The 15,078-nt window shown below is 63.3% G+C and carries 15 protein-coding genes and 1 pseudogene; 14 read left to right on the top strand and 2 right to left on the bottom strand.

Annotated elements, in window-relative coordinates:
* The 3 genes and pseudogenes from ACK543_RS11635 to ACK543_RS11645 form a co-directional block, all read left to right on the top strand.
* Window positions 1–140, top strand: a pseudogene (locus tag ACK543_RS11635) (IS630 family transposase); the annotation flags it as partial.
* Between the two features lie 159 nt (window positions 141–299).
* Window positions 300–1,121: an enoyl-CoA hydratase/isomerase family protein gene (locus ACK543_RS11640; RefSeq protein WP_409943077.1), complete on the top strand. Its 822-nt coding sequence runs from the start codon at window positions 300–302 to the stop codon at window positions 1,119–1,121.
* 83 nt (window positions 1,122–1,204) lie between these two features.
* The gene (locus tag ACK543_RS11645) at window positions 1,205–2,779 is read left to right on the top strand and encodes a malonate--CoA ligase (RefSeq protein WP_409943014.1); all 1,575 of its coding nucleotides are present in this window, start codon (window positions 1,205–1,207) and stop codon (window positions 2,777–2,779) included.
* 225 nt (window positions 2,780–3,004) lie between these two features.
* Here the strand turns inward: ACK543_RS11645 and ACK543_RS11650 are convergent, their stop codons facing one another.
* Window positions 3,005–3,448, bottom strand: coding sequence for a universal stress protein (locus tag ACK543_RS11650; protein ID WP_409943015.1), 444 nt, complete (start codon window positions 3,446–3,448; stop codon window positions 3,005–3,007).
* A gap of 164 nt (window positions 3,449–3,612) precedes the next feature.
* Here ACK543_RS11650 and ACK543_RS11655 point away from each other — a divergent pair, with 164 nt between their 5' ends.
* From ACK543_RS11655 to ACK543_RS11695, 9 genes are all read left to right on the top strand, one after another.
* A complete protein-coding gene (locus ACK543_RS11655; protein WP_409943016.1) occupies window positions 3,613–6,042 on the top strand; it encodes a heavy metal translocating P-type ATPase in 2,430 nt (809 codons plus the stop codon).
* Complete coding sequence (gene ccoS, locus ACK543_RS11660) at window positions 6,042–6,179, top strand: cbb3-type cytochrome oxidase assembly protein CcoS (protein WP_069103101.1); 138 nt, start codon at window positions 6,042–6,044, stop codon at window positions 6,177–6,179. The genes ACK543_RS11655 and ccoS overlap by 1 nt, the downstream gene beginning before the upstream one ends.
* 64 nt (window positions 6,180–6,243) lie before the next feature.
* Entirely contained in the window at window positions 6,244–7,683 is a 1,440-nt protein-coding gene (gene ccoN, locus ACK543_RS11665; RefSeq protein ID WP_409943017.1) for a cytochrome-c oxidase, cbb3-type subunit I, read from the top strand.
* A gap of 16 nt (window positions 7,684–7,699) precedes the next feature.
* On the top strand, window positions 7,700–8,329 hold the full coding sequence (ccoO, locus tag ACK543_RS11670) for a cytochrome-c oxidase, cbb3-type subunit II (RefSeq protein ID WP_409943018.1): 630 nt from the start codon (window positions 7,700–7,702) through the stop codon (window positions 8,327–8,329).
* A gap of 11 nt (window positions 8,330–8,340) precedes the next feature.
* Window positions 8,341–8,478 carry a cbb3-type cytochrome oxidase subunit 3 gene (locus tag ACK543_RS11675; RefSeq protein ID WP_409943019.1) on the top strand — a complete coding sequence of 46 codons (138 nt, stop codon included), beginning with the start codon at window positions 8,341–8,343 and terminating at the stop codon, window positions 8,476–8,478.
* 24 nt (window positions 8,479–8,502) lie between these two features.
* A complete protein-coding gene (gene ccoP, locus ACK543_RS11680) occupies window positions 8,503–9,420 on the top strand; it encodes a cytochrome-c oxidase, cbb3-type subunit III (RefSeq protein ID WP_409943020.1) in 918 nt (305 codons plus the stop codon).
* Window positions 9,421–9,495: 75 nt separating this feature from the next.
* Complete coding sequence (gene ccoG / locus ACK543_RS11685) at window positions 9,496–10,944, top strand: cytochrome c oxidase accessory protein CcoG (protein WP_409943021.1); 1,449 nt, start codon at window positions 9,496–9,498, stop codon at window positions 10,942–10,944.
* Window positions 10,945–11,012: 68 nt separating this feature from the next.
* Complete coding sequence (locus ACK543_RS11690) at window positions 11,013–11,294, top strand: FixH family protein (RefSeq protein WP_409943022.1); 282 nt, start codon at window positions 11,013–11,015, stop codon at window positions 11,292–11,294.
* An 84-nt stretch (window positions 11,295–11,378) separates the two neighbouring features.
* Window positions 11,379–11,672, top strand: a complete 294-nt coding sequence (locus tag ACK543_RS11695) for a hypothetical protein (RefSeq protein WP_409943023.1) — start codon at window positions 11,379–11,381, stop codon at window positions 11,670–11,672.
* 102 nt (window positions 11,673–11,774) lie between these two features.
* Here the strand turns inward: ACK543_RS11695 and fnr are convergent, their stop codons facing one another.
* Entirely contained in the window at window positions 11,775–12,497 is a 723-nt protein-coding gene (fnr, locus tag ACK543_RS11700) for a fumarate/nitrate reduction transcriptional regulator Fnr (protein WP_409943024.1), read from the bottom strand.
* A 190-nt stretch (window positions 12,498–12,687) separates the two neighbouring features.
* Between fnr and hemN the strand changes: the two genes are divergently transcribed.
* Together hemN and ACK543_RS11710 are read left to right on the top strand one after the other, a co-directional pair.
* Window positions 12,688–14,070 carry an oxygen-independent coproporphyrinogen III oxidase gene (gene hemN / locus ACK543_RS11705; protein ID WP_409943025.1) on the top strand — a complete coding sequence of 461 codons (1,383 nt, stop codon included), beginning with the start codon at window positions 12,688–12,690 and terminating at the stop codon, window positions 14,068–14,070.
* 99 nt (window positions 14,071–14,169) lie between these two features.
* Window positions 14,170–14,913 (top strand): sulfite exporter TauE/SafE family protein, encoded by a 744-nt coding sequence (locus tag ACK543_RS11710; RefSeq protein WP_409943026.1) that lies wholly within the window; start codon window positions 14,170–14,172, stop codon window positions 14,911–14,913.
* Window positions 14,914–15,078: the final 165 nt, after the last annotated feature.

The following is a 15,078-nucleotide window of genomic DNA, read 5'->3' on the forward strand; positions in this document are numbered from 1 at the left end:
AGCAGCTTGTGCAGCGCATCGACCACTTCGTCGCCGCGCACAACACAAACTGCCAGCCCTTCACATGGACTGCCACCGCCGATTCGATCCTTGAAAAGCTGCATCGACTTTGCTCACGTATTTGCGGGACAGCACACTAGAAGAGCGGCCAGGCCAACCATGGAGCTCTGCGGTCGATTGGCAGCCGACGACGTCCAAGTCCGACCGGCCTCCAGGAGCCTGTTCCATGGGGGCGGCTGCAGCAGCGCCGTGCGGTTTTTATAGTTCAGGTGAGGTGCATAAGCTGATGGGTGGGCACGATGTCGGGTGAGGTGGTTGTTTCGCCATCGGATGCGCGTGGTGTGGTGCAGGTCATGCTGCGTCACGAAGGCCGCTTGAATGCGATGTCCCGGGCCATGTGGCGTCAGCTGCGGGATGTGTTCGTGGGCCTGCAACAACGCTCCCAGGAGGGCGACAGCAGTGTGCGCTGTGTGTTGATCGCCGGGGAGGGCGGGGCGTTTTGTGCCGGAGGCGATATCTCCGAATACCCCGCCTTTCGCTTTGACGCCATTGCCCTGCGCGACTTTCATGAGAACGACGTGTGGGGCGGGCTGGCCGCCCTGCTGGCATGCGACGTGCCTGTGGTGGCGCGCATTGACGGAGCCTGCATGGGCGCGGGGTTGGAGATCGCCAGTTGCTGCGACATTCGCATTGCGGGCGATACGGCGCGGTTTGGCGCGCCGATTGCCAAGCTCGGCTTTCCCATGGCGCCCCGCGAGGCGCAGCTCGTGGCGGGGGCGGTGGGCGACATCACCGCGCGCCAGATGCTGCTGGAGGCGGCCACCTTCACCGCCGCCGAGATGCTGTCGCGCGGCTTCCTGAGCCGGGTGGTGCCCGACGACCAGGCAGCTGCCGAGGCCCTGGCCAGCGCGGCGCGCATCGCGGGCCTGGCGCCCCAGGCTGCGCGCATGAACAAGCAGACATTTCGAGCATTAAAACAGCCGCTTACGCTTGATGGTAAAGACAAAGATGCTATCGAAATGGTAGTGAATGGCGCAGCGGATCCGTACGCCTATGCCGATTCGGCCGAGCACCGCGAGGGCATTGCTGCCTTTTTGCAAAAGCGCCCGCCTGCTTTCTGAGGGCCACGCACTCACAGCAACCCTGCACGCCCTGTGTGAGCGACGCGACCGGTTCCACCGACGTAAACCATTGCCTGACTGCCATGAGCCAGCACAACCTTTTCACCGCCCTGCGCGCGGCCTTTCCGGCCGAGATGTCCCGTACCGCCGTCGAGACCACTGCGGCTGACGGTGCGCCACTGTTCTATACCTGGGACGATCTGGACCGCGCCAGCGCCCGCATCGCCAATTTGCTGGCATCGCTGAAGCTGCCCGAGGGCAGTCGGGTGGCCGTGCAGGTCGAGAAGTCGGTCGAGGCCATGCTGCTGTACCTGGCCACGCTGCGGGCTGGCTATGTGTTCCTGCCCCTGAACACGGCCTACCAGAGCGCGGAGATCGCATACTTCATCGGCAATGCCGAGCCCGCCGTGGTGGTCTGCACGCCCGGCAACTTTGGCTGGGTGAGCAAGATCGCCTTCACCCAGGGCACGCAGCATGTATTCACGCTGGGGGATGACCGCACAGGCAGCCTGCTGGAGCGCGCCGTCCACCACCATGACGTGCAAGAGCCCGTGGCCCGCCAGGCCGACGACCTGGCCGCGATCCTGTACACCAGCGGCACCACGGGCCGCAGCAAGGGCGCGATGCTCACCCACGGCAACCTGCTGTCCAACGCGCGGGTGCTCCAGGACTATTGGGGCTGGACGAGCCAGGGTGGGCCGCAGGGCCACGGCGACGTGCTGATCCACGCGCTACCCATCTTTCACGTGCATGGCCTGTTCGTAGCCATCCACGGCGCGCTGCTCAACGGCAGCAAGATGATCTGGTTTGCCAGGTTCGACCCCAGGGCCGTTGTGGCCGCCATGCCGCGCGCCACGGTGTTCATGGGCGTGCCCACCCTGTATGTGCGCCTGCTGGCCGAGCCCGGGTTGGACCGGGATGCCGCGCGCAACATGCGCCTGTTCATCGCGGGCTCGGCCCCGCTGCTGATCGAAACTTTCAACGCATGGCAGCAGCGCACGGGGCACACCATCCTGGAGCGTTATGGCATGAGCGAGACCATCATGCTCACATCCAACCCCTGCGGTGCCGATGCCCGCCATGCGGGCCAGAGCGAGCGACGCGGCGGTACGGTGGGCTTTGCGTTGCCAGGGGTTGGGCTGCGTGTGACCGACGACACCGGCCAACCCGTACCATCGGGCGAGATCGGCAATATCCAGGTCCAGGGCCCGAACGTGTTCAAAGGCTACTGGCGCATGCCCGACAAGACCGCCGAAGAATTCACCGCCGACGGCTGGTTCAAGACCGGCGACGTGGGCAAGGTTGACGAGCGTGGCTACGTGAGCATCGTGGGCCGCAGCAAGGACCTCATCATCAGCGGCGGCTACAACGTGTACCCGGCGGAGATCGAGGGCTGCATCAACGACATGGCGGGTGTGGCAGAAAGCGCCGTGGTGGGCGTGCCGCATCCTGACTTTGGCGAAGTGGGTGTGGCCGTCGTCATCGCCAAGCCGGGGGCGCAACTCGTCCCCGAGGCCATCATCGCCACGCTGAAGTCGCAGCTGGCCAACTTCAAGATCCCCAGGCAGTGCTTTGTGGTGCCCGAGTTGCCTCGCAACGCCATGGGCAAGGTGCAAAAGAACCTGCTGCGCGAACAGTACAAGGCGCTGTTTGCCTGACACCCGGCAAGGCCTGCCCAGGGCTGATGGGGCGATGCCAAGCCAGGACGATCAGAGGATCACCTGGCCCGGGCGCGCCAGTCCCGCATGTCAAGGCCAGCCACGCCGCAGCCTTGGCACGTGGGCGCGCCCGTGTCCGCGCCCCGTGCGCCTGGCGGATGTTGTTTGCTACATTATCAATGGCAATAAAAGCTTACGCAGCAAGCGTAACTGGCCTATTTTTGTTTAGCGCAGCACCAGCACCGGGACATGCGAGTGCGTCAGCACGTGCAGGGTTTCGCTGCCCATCAGCAGCCGCTTGACGCCCTTGCGTCCGTGCGACGCCATCACAATCAGGTCGGCCTTGTGCTTTTTGGCGGCGGCAATCACGGCCTCGGCAATCAGGTCAGACTTGGCGACCACGCCCTTGGCCGTCACGCCCTGCGCGCTACCCTGGGCGGCCACGCCATCGACCACGGCCTGTGCCGAATCGGACCACTGCTTTTCAATGCGTTTGATGTCGGCCGTTTCGACCGGGATGCCACCCTCGAAATAGCTTCGCGGGTAGCGGGGCACCACCTTCAGGGCGATCACGGTCGCGCCGGTCAGGCTGGCCAACGCCAGGCCGTGTTCCACCGCTTTTTCGGACAGTTGCGAACCGTCGGTGGCGATCAGGATGCGTTTGTACATGGGGTTCTCCTCAAAGGGGTTAACAAGCCTGTCTGATGGCGTCGGTGGTTGCCGATGGCCATCCGGTTTGGGGGCAGACTCGGGGTAGAGCGTAGGCACTTCCGCCGGGTTGGGGCTTGATCCAGGTCAATGTGGCTGCGGGCTATGGGCGATAGCCTTCAGGCATGTCAAAGATCCGCCCCGCTGCGCCCGTTGACGCGCTTGCCCCGCAGTACCCCGGGGCTGCCGCCGCCCAGCCCACGTTGCTGGACGAGCCCCAGGAATGGTCTGCCTTTGGCCGGGCCTGCGGCCCTGCTGGTCCGGAACCTGCCGACCCCCTGGCCACGCCATGGGAGTCCCATGTGGTGCTTGAAGGCATGCACTGCGCGGCATGCGCCCTCACGGTCGAAGACGCCCTGAAGGCCGTGCCCGGCGTGCAGCAGGCCGATGTGAGTGCCGCCACACGCCGCGCCCGTGTGGTGTGGAACCCTGCAAAGGTGCTGCCCTCGCAGTGGATGGCGGCGGTGCAGCAGGCGGGCTACCGCGCCATGCCCGCGATGGATGCGTGGGCGCGGGAGCAGCGCTTGCGCGAAAGCCGCCGCGCGCTGTGGCGCTGGCTGGTGGCTGGCTTTTGCATGATGCAGGTGATGATGTATGCGTGGCCCGCCTATGTGGCCCGGCCGGGCGACCTCACGGCCGAGATGGAGCACCTGCTGCGCTGGGCCTCATGGGTCATCAGCCTGCCCATGATGGTGTTTTCGTGTGGCCCCTTTTTCTCCAGCGCGCTGCGCGACATCCGGCTGCGCCGCGTCAGCATGGACTTGCCCGTGGCGCTGGGTATGGCCATCACCTTCGTCGTCAGTTCGGCTGGCACATTCGACATGGAGGGCATCTTTGGCAAAGAGGTCTATTACGACTCGCTGACGATGTTCGTCTTTTTTCTGCTGACCGGTCGCTGGCTGGAGCTGCGCCTGCGCGACCGCACCGCCGGTGCGCTGGAGGCCGTGTTGAACCGCCTGCCCGACAGCGTGGAGCGCCGCACCAGCGATGGCAGCTTTGTGCGGGTGGCCACGCGGCGTCTTGCCGTGGGCGACACGATCCGGGTGCTGGCGGGCGAGGCTTTTCCGGCCGATGGGCGGGTTACGGTGGGCAGCACGCATGTGGACGAGGCGCTGCTGACCGGTGAGTCCACCCCCCTGGCCCGAGGCGAGGGCAGCGCCGTCACCGCGGGCAGCTACAACCTGCACGCGCCGGTGGAGGTGCTCATCGAATCGACAGGTGAGCACACGCGTTTTGCCCAGATCGTCGCGCTGATGGAGAGCGCATCGCTTCAAAAGCCGCGCCTGGCCCGGCTTGCTAACCGCATTGCCCGGCCGTTCCTTGGGGCGGTGCTGGTCGCTGCCGTCATGGCAGCGGCATGGTGGTGGCCAACCGACCCCGGCCGAGCACTGATGGTGGCCGTGGCAGTGCTCATCGTCACCTGTCCCTGCGCCCTGTCGCTGGCCACGCCGGTGGCCATGCTCACCGCCGCAGGCACGCTGGCCCGCCACGGCGTACTGGTGCGCGATTTGCAGGCGCTGGAAGCCTTGGCCCAGGTGGATACCGTGGTCTTTGACAAGACCGGAACGCTCACCCGCGATGCCATGGCGCTGCAGGCCGTGCACACAGCGCCTGGCATCCGCGCCGATGAGGCCTTGTCCATCGCTGCAGCGCTGGCCCGGCAGTCCATGCACCCGGTATCGCGCACCATCGCGCTGGCGGGTGCGGCAAGCTGCGCCGACTGGCAGGTGTCGGATGTGCAGGAACAGGCCGGGCTGGGCCTAGTGGGCACCCTGGCTGACGCCCGGGTGCAGGGTGCGCCCGGTCGCATTTTCCGGCTGGGTTCCGCCTTGCACGCCGGTGTGGCTGCCACCGACGCCTCGGCTGCGCCGCAGGCGGTGTTGTCCCTGCAGCATGATGACGGAACCACGCGTGAAGTGGCGCGCTTTGGATTGGCGGAACAGCTTCGCAGCGAGGCGCCCGGTGTGGTTGATGCCCTGCAGCGCGCCGGTATCCACGTGCAGCTGCTATCGGGTGATCGGGTCGCTGCCGTGCGGCGCGTGGCAGCCCAGGCCGGTATTGCCACGGCGCAGGGCGAGTGCACACCGCAGGGCAAGCTGGCCGCGCTCAAAGGGTTGCAGACGGCGGGGCACCATGTGGCCATGGTGGGCGATGGGCTCAACGATGGCCCCGTGCTGGCGGGCGCGCATGCGTCCTTTGCTTTTGGCCGGGCAGTCCCGCTGGCGCAGGCGCAGGCCGACTTCGTGGTGCTGGGCGACAGCCTGGTGGTGGTGCCGCAGGCGTTGCTGCTTGCGCGCAAGACGCTTCGCGTGGTGCGCCAGAACCTGTGGTGGGCGGCTGCTTACAACGCCCTGTGCGTGCCCCTGGCCGTGATGGGCGCCATGCCTGCTTGGCTGGCAGGGCTGGGCATGGCGCTCAGTTCCCTGCTGGTGGTGCTCAATGCGGCGCGCCTGTCACGCGGTCTGCCTGCTCTGCCGCATGGTTTTGCGGCCGAGCCTGCCGCCATCGCTGTCGCTGAGCAGCCCTCTCATGTCACACGGCCGGAGCCTGCTTGATGGACATCCTTTATCTGCTGATTCCCCTCTCCGTGGCACTGGTGCTGCTGGTGCTGGCCGGTCTGTGGTGGGCGGTGTACCACGGTCAGTTCGAAAGCGTCGAACAAGAAGGCGAGCGGATTCTCCGGGACGATTGACATGCGTCAATGTGCCCGAGACGGCTGTGCAACACACTGTGACCGCAATTAAACGAGGTGCCCGATGGATCTAGCAACAACGAATGCTGCGCACTACAACGATACGGTGGTACGGCAGTTTTCTATCATGGCCGTGGTGTGGGGGGTGGTCGGTATGTTGGTGGGCGTGGTCATCGCCGCGCAACTTGCCTGGCCTGAACTCAACTTCGGCATTCCGTGGCTGAGCTACGGGCGCCTGCGCCCGTTGCACACCAACGCGGTGATCTTCGCGTTTGGCGGTTGCGCACTGTTTGCCACCAGCTATTACGTGGTGCAGCGCACCTGCCAGGTGCGGCTGTTTGCTGCGCCATTGGCTGCCTTCACCTTCTGGGGCTGGCAACTGGTCATTCTGGCCGCTGCCATCAGCCTGCCGCTGGGTTACACATCCGGCAAGGAATACGCCGAACTCGAGTGGCCCATCGACATCCTGATCACCCTGGTATGGGTTGCCTATGCCATCGTGTTTTTCGGCACCATCGGCGTGCGCAAGGTCAAGCATATCTACGTGGCCAACTGGTTCTTTGGGGCCTTCATCCTGGCGGTGGCCTTGCTGCACGTGGTCAACAGCGCTGCCATCCCTGCGGGCTTCATGAAGAGTTATTCGGCCTATGCGGGCGTGCAGGACGCCATGGTGCAGTGGTGGTACGGCCACAATGCGGTGGGCTTCTTTTTGACGGCGGGCTTTCTGGGCATGATGTATTACTTCATCCCCAAGCAGGCGGGCCGTCCGGTGTACAGCTACCGCCTGTCCATCGTCCACTTCTGGGCGCTGATCTTCACCTACATGTGGGCGGGCCCGCACCACCTGCACTACACCGCGCTGCCGGACTGGACGCAATCGGTTGGCATGGTGTTCTCGCTCATCCTGCTGGCCCCGAGCTGGGGCGGCATGATCAACGGGATCATGACCTTGTCGGGCGCATGGCACAAGCTGCGCGATGACCCCATCCTGCGCTTTTTGATTGTGTCCCTGTCGTTCTACGGCATGTCCACCTTCGAGGGCCCGATGATGTCCATCAAAACGGTCAACGCTCTTTCGCACTACACCGACTGGACCGTTGGACACGTGCACTCTGGCGCCCTGGGCTGGGTGGGTTTGATCTCGATGGGCTCGCTCTACTACCTGCTGCCACGCCTGTTTGGCCGCGAGAAGATGTATTCGGTCAAGGCCATTGAACTGCACTTCTGGGTGGCCACCATCGGCATCGTGCTGTACATCGCCGCGATGTGGATTGCCGGTGTGATGCAGGGCCTGATGTGGCGAGCCATCAACCCCGACGGCACGCTGACCTACACCTTTGTAGAGAGTGTGAAGGCGACCTATCCGTTCTATGTGATCCGCGTGGCCGGTGGCCTGCTGTACCTGGGAGGCATGTTGCTGATGGCCTGGAACGTGTGGATGACCGCCATTTCCGGCCGCTCCGTCAAGGCCGTTATTCCTGCGGTCAACGCAGCCCATGCCTGAGCGAAGGAGACAACCCATGTCCAACGACACATCGACTTCTACGGGCTTCACCCATGAAAAGGTGGAGACCAACAACTTCCTCATGATCGTGCTGATCCTGCTGGTGATTGCCATTGGCGGTCTGGTGGAGATCGTGCCCCTGTTTTTCCAGAAGTCCACGACCGAGGCGGTCAAGGGCATCGAGCCGTACAACGCGATGCAGTTGGCGGGGCGCGACATCTATATCCGTGAGGGTTGCTACAACTGCCACTCGCAGATGATTCGCCCGTTCCGGGCCGAAACGCTGCGCTACGGGCACTACTCGGTGGCTGGCGAGTTTGTGTACGACCACCCCTTCCAGTGGGGCAGCAAACGCACGGGCCCTGACCTGCACCGTGTGGGCGGTAAGTACAGCGACGAATGGCATCGCATCCACCTGATTAACCCGCGCGATGTGGTGCCCGAGTCGAACATGCCCGCCTATCCATGGCTCGAAAAGAACCCGCTGGACCCCGGCGAGCTTGCGCCCCGCATGAAGGCACTGCGAACCGTTGGCGTGCCCTATACCGACGAGCAAATCAACGCTGCCGCTGGCGAAGTCAAGGGCAAGACCGAACTGGATGCCCTGATCGCCTACCTGCAGGTCATGGGCCGCGCCCTCAAGTAAAGGAGATCGTCATGGACATCACCACCATGCGCATCGTGGCCACTCTGGCCTCGTTGGTCTGCTTTGTTGGCATCTGGATATGGGCCTACCAGGGGCGCAACAGGGAGCGCTTCGACGAGGCGGCTCGCCTGCCGTTTGAACAAGATTGACCTCTACCAGAACGAGAACACCCCATGAGTGACTTCACCAGCAATTTCTGGTCGGTCTTTGTGACCACGCTGACGCTCGTCGGCATCATCGCCTGCGGCCTCCTGCTTTGGCTGGCCGGTCGCAAAAAGGTCATTTCCACGTCCGACAACACCACCGGCCACGTCTGGGACGAAGACCTGGTCGAGATGAACAACCCCCTGCCGCGCTGGTGGGTGTGGCTGTTCGTCATCACCCTCGTCTTTGGCCTGGCTTACCTGGCCGCCTATCCTGGTCTGGGCAGCTTCGGCGGAAAGCTGGGGTGGTCGCAACAGGGCGAGTACGAAGCCGAGATGGCCAAGGCCAAGGCCAACCTTGAGCCGCTGTACGCCCGCTTTGTGGCTATGAAGCCTGAGGAAGTGGCCGCAGACGCACAGGCCCATGCGATCGGCGAGCGCCTGTTCATGAACAACTGCGCTCAGTGCCATGGCTCCGATGCACGCGGGAGCAAGGGTTTTCCGAACCTGACCGATGGTGACTGGCTGTACGGCGGCACCCCCCAGCAGATCCGCGAAACCCTGGACAAGGGCCGTATCGGCAACATGCCGCCCATGGCCGCAGCCGTGGGCACGGCCGAAGACGTGCGCAACCTTTCGCACTATGTGCTGAGCCTGTCTGGCAGCCCGCATGACTCGCTGCGCGCGTCGCTGGGCAAGTCGAAGTTCACGGCCTGTGCGGCCTGCCACGGCATGGACGGCAAGGGCAACCAGGCTCTGGGCGCGCCTAACCTGACTGACGACATCTGGTTGCATGGCTGGGGCGAGGCCGCCATCACAGCCATGATCAACAACGGCAAGGTCAACCAGATGCCTGCCCAGGCAGACAAGCTGACCGACGCGCAGATCGGCGTGCTGGCGGCCTACGTGTGGGGCCTGTCAAACAAGCAGGTCGCAGCGGCGCGCTGAGTGCCTCGCGCAGGCCTTGCCTGCGCCAGTGTGCTCGCCTTTTTTGCTTTCTGGCTTCAACGCAGCGGATATGCCATGAATTCCCCCAGCGAGCCTGCTCGCAAGGTCATTCCCATCAGCCCGGTCGCATCGCCCGATGCGTCTGCGGGCAGTGAGATCATCTCGCTGTACGAAGCCCAAAAGAAGATCTACCCCCGCTCCATTAGTGGCGTGTTCGCCCGCTGGCGCTGGGCCATGGTGATCCTGGCCCAGCTGCTCTTTTACGGCTTGCCCTGGCTGGAGTGGGGGCAGCGCCAGATGGTGCTGTTCGATCTTGGAGCCAGGCGCTTTTACATCTTTGGGCTGGTGCTGTATCCGCAGGACTTTATCTACCTGACGGGGCTGCTCATCATGTCCGCGCTGTCGCTATTCCTGTTCACCGCCGTGGCAGGCAGGCTGTGGTGCGGCTTTGCATGCCCGCAGACGGTGTACAACGAAATCTTCATGTGGATCGAGCACAAGATCGAGGGAGACCGCAGTGCGCGCCTGCGGTTGGACAACGGTCCGTGGACGTTCGAGAAAATCCGCAAGAAGCTGTCCAAGCAGGCCGCCTGGCTTGCCGTGGCGCTATGGACGGGCTTCACCTTTGTGGGCTACTTTGTGCCGATCCGCGAACTGGGCAGCGAACTGCTCGCCGTGCAGGGAAGCTGGCAGATCTTCTGGGTGCTGTTCTACGGATTTGCCACCTACGGTAATGCGGGTTACATGCGCGAGCAGGTCTGCAAGTACATGTGTCCGTATGCGCGGTTTCAAAGCGCCATGTTCGACAAGGGCACCATGATCGTCAGCTATGACGGCGAGCGCGGCGAACCGCGCGGCCCGCGTAACAAGACGCTGGACTACAAGGCCAAGGGTCTTGGTGACTGCATCGACTGCACCCTGTGCGTGCAGGTCTGCCCGGTGGGCATCGACATCCGAAAGGGCCTGCAGTACGAATGCATCGGCTGTGGGCTGTGCGTGGACGCCTGCAACACGGTGATGGACAAGATGCAGTACCCCAGAGGGCTGATCCGGTTTTCCACGCAGAACGGGGTGGCGCGTCGCTGGAGCCCTTCGCAGATGCTCGGGCGGGTGTTTCGCCCCCGGGTTCTCGTTTATGGAGCGGTGTTGCTCACGCTGTGCTCGGTGATGCTCGCCAGCCTGGTGATGCGCATTCCGCTCAAGGTGGACGTGGTTCGCGACCGTGCTGCGCTCTCGCGGATCGTCGCTGGTGGAAAAATCGAAAACATCTACCGGCTTCAACTGATGAACGCAACCGAGGTGATGCAGCGCTACCAGATCACCGCGCGTGGGCTGGATGGTCTGGAAGTGCTGGTGGACGCAGATGCCGAGGTTGGCCCCGCCGAAGCACGCTGGGTGGTCGTTCGGTTGCGGATACCGTATGGTTCGGTGGCACCCGGATCGCATGCGGTTTTGTTCGATGTGCAGGCCGCTGGCGCTGTGGCGCATGTCACCGAAAAGTCGGTGTTCCTGGTCCCACGCTGATTTTTTTATTCGCGGGCGAAGTCGCCCTGGCGCTTATCTGAGCCAGAGCTTTTGAAGGAGTGATGTCAATGTCAACGAACGCTACGCCCCAGGGCGCGACACCGCAACCCGCCCCCTGGTGGAAATTCGGCCATGTGTGGCTGGTGATTGCGGGCCCGGTCATCGTGATCATTGCCGGTTTTGTCACGCTCTGGCTGGCGATTTCACGGCCCGACCCCATGGTGGCGGAGGACTACTACCGCGAGGGTATCGAGATCAACAAGACGCTGGATGGAGCCGACAAGAGCCTGCTGCCCGCCGTGAAGGCCCGCAACCACGCTGCAACGCCTGCCCAGGATGCGCCCCGTTGATCCTGGCGCGGCACCTGGTTATGCGCGCGCTGCCATTCGGCGGTGGCGCTGGCCAATCACCACAGACATAAGGAGACAAGCGCGATGTGGACCCAACGCCTGATGTGGATCGCCTGGCCTGCATTTCTAATGGCAGGCGTGCTGGAGGTGCTTGTCTTTGCCTTTGTGGACCCGCACGACCTGCACTGGTTTGGGCAACCCGTAGCGCTTTCGAGGCAGGGCGTTTACACCGTGGCGTTTTTCGTTTTCTGGGCAGTGACGATGGTTTCAAGCGGTTTGACCACGCTGCTGGCCATGTCGCCGTTTGAGCTCAACCGGTGCCCGGTGCCCGAGGGCGACCGCCCGGACGACTGCCGCAAACCATCGGGATGCGTCTGAGCTGCCATCACGGGCGCTCAGATGCCGCATCGGCAAGGTGCGATTGCCGCGAACTCTGACACGGTGCGGCGCTGGCTCCCCCGACCCCAGCCAACGGTGCCCTCAATGGCAGGGCTGCTGGCTGTTGACGATGCGACGCAGCGCATCGGTGTCCAGAATGCGGACATGGCGCTGTTTCACCTCGACGATGTTTTCTTCGACGAATTTGGAGAAGGTGCGGCTGACGGTTTCCAGCTTGAGGCCAAGGTAGCTGCCAATTTCTTCACGGGTCATGCGCAGTACCAGCTCCGATTGCGAGAACCCCCGTGCATGCAGGCGCTGGACCAAATTCAGCAGGAAGGCCGCCAGCCGCTCCTCGGCCCGCATGCTGCCCAACAGCAGCATCACGCCGTGCTCGCGCACGATTTCGCGGCTCATGATCTTGTGGACGTGATGCTGCAGGGCCGTGACCTCGCGCGATAACTCCTCGATGCGGTCAAACGGCATCACGCACACTTCGGCATCTTCCAGCGCCACAGCGTCACAGGAATGGTGGTCGTTCACGATTCCGTCAAGCCCGATGATCTCGCCCGCCATCTGGAAACCCGTCACCTGATCGCGACCGTCTTCCGTGGCGACGCAGGTCTTGAAAAAGCCCGTACGGATCGCGTAGAGCGACGTGAACGTCTCACCATTGCGAAAGAGCGTCGTGCCACGCTTGACCTTGCGGCGCAGAGCCACAACTTCGTCAATGCGCTGCAGTTGCTCTGCATTGAGGCCCACGGGCATGCAAAGCTCGCGCAGGTTGCAGTTGGAGCAGGCGACTTTGATGGTGAGCGGGTTCATGGCGGTGAAACTCGGGTTGGGGGACAAGGATATTCAGCAACGACCTCTCGGAGACGGCATCTTGGCTGCGCGGGCTCAAGTGATGTGCATCAAATTGTCGCAGCAAGGGCTGGGCGCTGCTTGATTTAAATCAAGTGCTGATCCGTGCAGCTCAGGCACAGTCTTGGCGTTGCCAAGATTTCAACCGCCCATGACCGCTGTCTCCACTGACCTGTTGCGCCGTTTTGATGTGCCAGGGCCGCGCTACACATCCTATCCAACGGCCGACCGTTTTGTGGAGGCGTTCCGTCAGGAGGAATACGTGCACGCACTTGATCAGCGACGCAGCGGCGCTGTCGCCAGAGCTTTGCCGCTGTCGCTGTATGTGCACATCCCTTTCTGCGAATCCCTTTGTTACTACTGTGCCTGCAACAAAATCATCACAAAGCAGCACGACCGCGCAAACATTTATCTGCGGTACCTGGGGCAGGAGATGGACCTGCACACGGCGCATTGCGGGACAGGGCAGGTCGTTTCCCAGCTTCACTTGGGCGGTGGTTCGCCGACTTTTTTGTCGGATGACGGCCTTCGTGAGCTGATGGCTGGGCTGCGCAGGGGGTTTTCCCTTGCGCCGGGCGGCGAGTATTCCATCGAAGTGGACCCACGTACGGTCAATGCAGACCGGCTGGCAGTGCTGGCCGGGCTGGGCTTCAATCGGCTGAGCTTTGGGGTGCAGGATTTCGATGCCGAAGTGCAAAAAGCGGTGCATCGCATCCAGCCTGCGCAACAGGTGTTCGCGTTGGTCGAAGCGGCACGCTCCCTTGGATTTGATTCGGTCAACGTGGATCTGATCTACGGATTGCCCCGGCAGACGCCGGAGTCCTTTGACCGCACTTTGGCCCAGGTGGTCCAGTTGCGGCCCGACCGGATCGCCTTGTACGCCTACGCCCACCTGCCCGAAAGGTTCAAGCCACAGCGGCACATTGTGGCGGCCAATCTCCCTGCTGCGGCAGCGAAACTCTCTATGCTGTCGCGCTCGCTCGATGCGTTGTTGGATGCCGGTTATGTCTATGTGGGCATGGATCACTTTGCGCTGCCGTCCGATGCCCTGGCGGTGGCCAAGCGACAGGGGCGGCTGCACCGGAATTTCCAGGGATACAGCACCCAGCCCGACTGTGACCTGATTGCACTGGGTGTCTCTGCCATCGGAAGGGTGGGGGCCACCTACAGCCAAAACGCGAAAACGCTGCAGGAGTATTACGATCTTCTGGATCAGGGGCGGCTTCCGGTCGTTCGCGGTCTGGCCCTCACGCGCGACGATCTGGTGCGTCGGGCAGTGATCATGGCGCTTATGTGCCAAGGGATAGTGTTGTATGAGTCGATCGAGCAGGGTTGGCTGATTGACTTCAAGCAGTACTTTGCCGCGGAACTGTCGCATCTGCACGAGATGGTGGAGCAGGGACTCGTCCAGATCAATCCGGATGGCATCGAGGTCACCGCCATGGGCTGGTTCTTCGTGCGCGGAATCGCCATGGTGTTTGATCGTTATCTCCAGGCCGACCGCAATCGGGAACGGTTCTCCCGGATCATCTGACTGCGGCCATTCGATGGGCTTCAATCAACGCACAAGCACCGGGGTCCTGGGTGATTGCCTGCCCGGGGTTGGTGGCCGTTTCGCGCTTGGGAGGGGGCTGTGCTGAGCCCCGTCGCCTGGTCTGCCCTGGTGATGGGTGTCGTCGGCGGATCACACTGCCTGGCCATGTGCTCCGCCCCGTGCGGTGCGCTGATCGGCGGGCGCGATACCGCCGCGGTTGGCCCGGTCCTCGCTGCCGATGCGCAAACACGGGTGCATTGGTTGGGATTGCGGGGCAGTCGGCAGGCGTGGCGCACAGCAGTGTTTCACGCCGGTCGTCTGGGGGGCTATGCGGTGATGGGGGCACTTGCTGGCGCCGCCATGGACAGCCTGGCATGGCTCACGCAGCAGGCAGTCGCCCTTCAGTCAGTCTGGACCTTGATGCATGTTGCGGTCATGGGCTGGGGGTTGATGATGGTGTTCGAGATGCGACAGCCCATGTGGATGGAGCGCGCAGGGCGTGTGGTGTGGGGCAAGGTTCAGCCGATCGTTCGTTCAGACCACGGCCTGCTGACGGCAGGGATGTTGTGGGGCGTGATGCCCTGTGGCTTGCTTTACTCCGCGCTGCTTGTCGCCGCGCTCAGCGGTGGGGCGCTCGAGGGCGCGCTCAGCATGGTTCTTTTTGGGCTCGGTAGCGGGATCTGGCTGGTCGGCGGGCCCTGGGCCTGGATCCTCATCAAAGCCCGCGTGAGCCTTGTGCGCGCCGCGTGGGGCAGCCGAATCGCGGGGGGGCTGCTGTGCTCCGTCGCCGCCTGGGCGCTTTGGATGGACCTTGTCTACAAGCCATCCCTGTGGTGCCGCTGAGTGCCTCTCTGGCGCCACAAGTTGTCTTCACACAACAGCCGTGCGCTGATTGGAAACGTGTCGGGCACGTTCGGGCCGAGGAATCACCCTCGTTTCGCATTCATCACCGAAGTGGTGATAATGAACAGAAGTATGCGTGGTCTGCAGCCCAACCTGTTTTTTCCA

Origin of the sequence: Acidovorax sp., from assembly GCF_046341535.1 — a bacterium.
Lineage (GTDB): Bacteria > Pseudomonadota > Gammaproteobacteria > Burkholderiales > Burkholderiaceae_C > Acidovorax.

Excerpts from the sequence above, each read along its gene's own strand:
- fnr (WP_409943024.1), bottom strand. The coding sequence starts at position 12,497 with ATGAACCCGCTCACCATCAAAGTCGCCTGCTCCAACTGCAACCTGCGC.
- hemN (WP_409943025.1), top strand. The coding sequence starts at position 12,688 with ATGACCGCTGTCTCCACTGACCTGTTGCGCCGTTTTGATGTGCCAGGG.
- ACK543_RS11695 (WP_409943023.1), top strand. The coding sequence starts at position 11,379 with ATGTGGACCCAACGCCTGATGTGGATCGCCTGGCCTGCATTTCTAATG.
- ACK543_RS11690 (WP_409943022.1), top strand. The coding sequence starts at position 11,013 with ATGTCAACGAACGCTACGCCCCAGGGCGCGACACCGCAACCCGCCCCC.
- ACK543_RS11655 (WP_409943016.1), top strand. The coding sequence starts at position 3,613 with ATGTCAAAGATCCGCCCCGCTGCGCCCGTTGACGCGCTTGCCCCGCAG.
- ACK543_RS11640 (WP_409943077.1), top strand. The coding sequence starts at position 300 with ATGTCGGGTGAGGTGGTTGTTTCGCCATCGGATGCGCGTGGTGTGGTG.
- ACK543_RS11675 (WP_409943019.1), top strand. The coding sequence starts at position 8,341 with ATGGACATCACCACCATGCGCATCGTGGCCACTCTGGCCTCGTTGGTC.
- ccoN (WP_409943017.1), top strand. The coding sequence starts at position 6,244 with ATGGATCTAGCAACAACGAATGCTGCGCACTACAACGATACGGTGGTA.
- ccoS (WP_069103101.1), top strand. The coding sequence starts at position 6,042 with ATGGACATCCTTTATCTGCTGATTCCCCTCTCCGTGGCACTGGTGCTG.
- ACK543_RS11645 (WP_409943014.1), top strand. The coding sequence starts at position 1,205 with ATGAGCCAGCACAACCTTTTCACCGCCCTGCGCGCGGCCTTTCCGGCC.
- ccoP (WP_409943020.1), top strand. The coding sequence starts at position 8,503 with ATGAGTGACTTCACCAGCAATTTCTGGTCGGTCTTTGTGACCACGCTG.
- ACK543_RS11650 (WP_409943015.1), bottom strand. The coding sequence starts at position 3,448 with ATGTACAAACGCATCCTGATCGCCACCGACGGTTCGCAACTGTCCGAA.
- ccoG (WP_409943021.1), top strand. The coding sequence starts at position 9,496 with ATGAATTCCCCCAGCGAGCCTGCTCGCAAGGTCATTCCCATCAGCCCG.
- ccoO (WP_409943018.1), top strand. The coding sequence starts at position 7,700 with ATGTCCAACGACACATCGACTTCTACGGGCTTCACCCATGAAAAGGTG.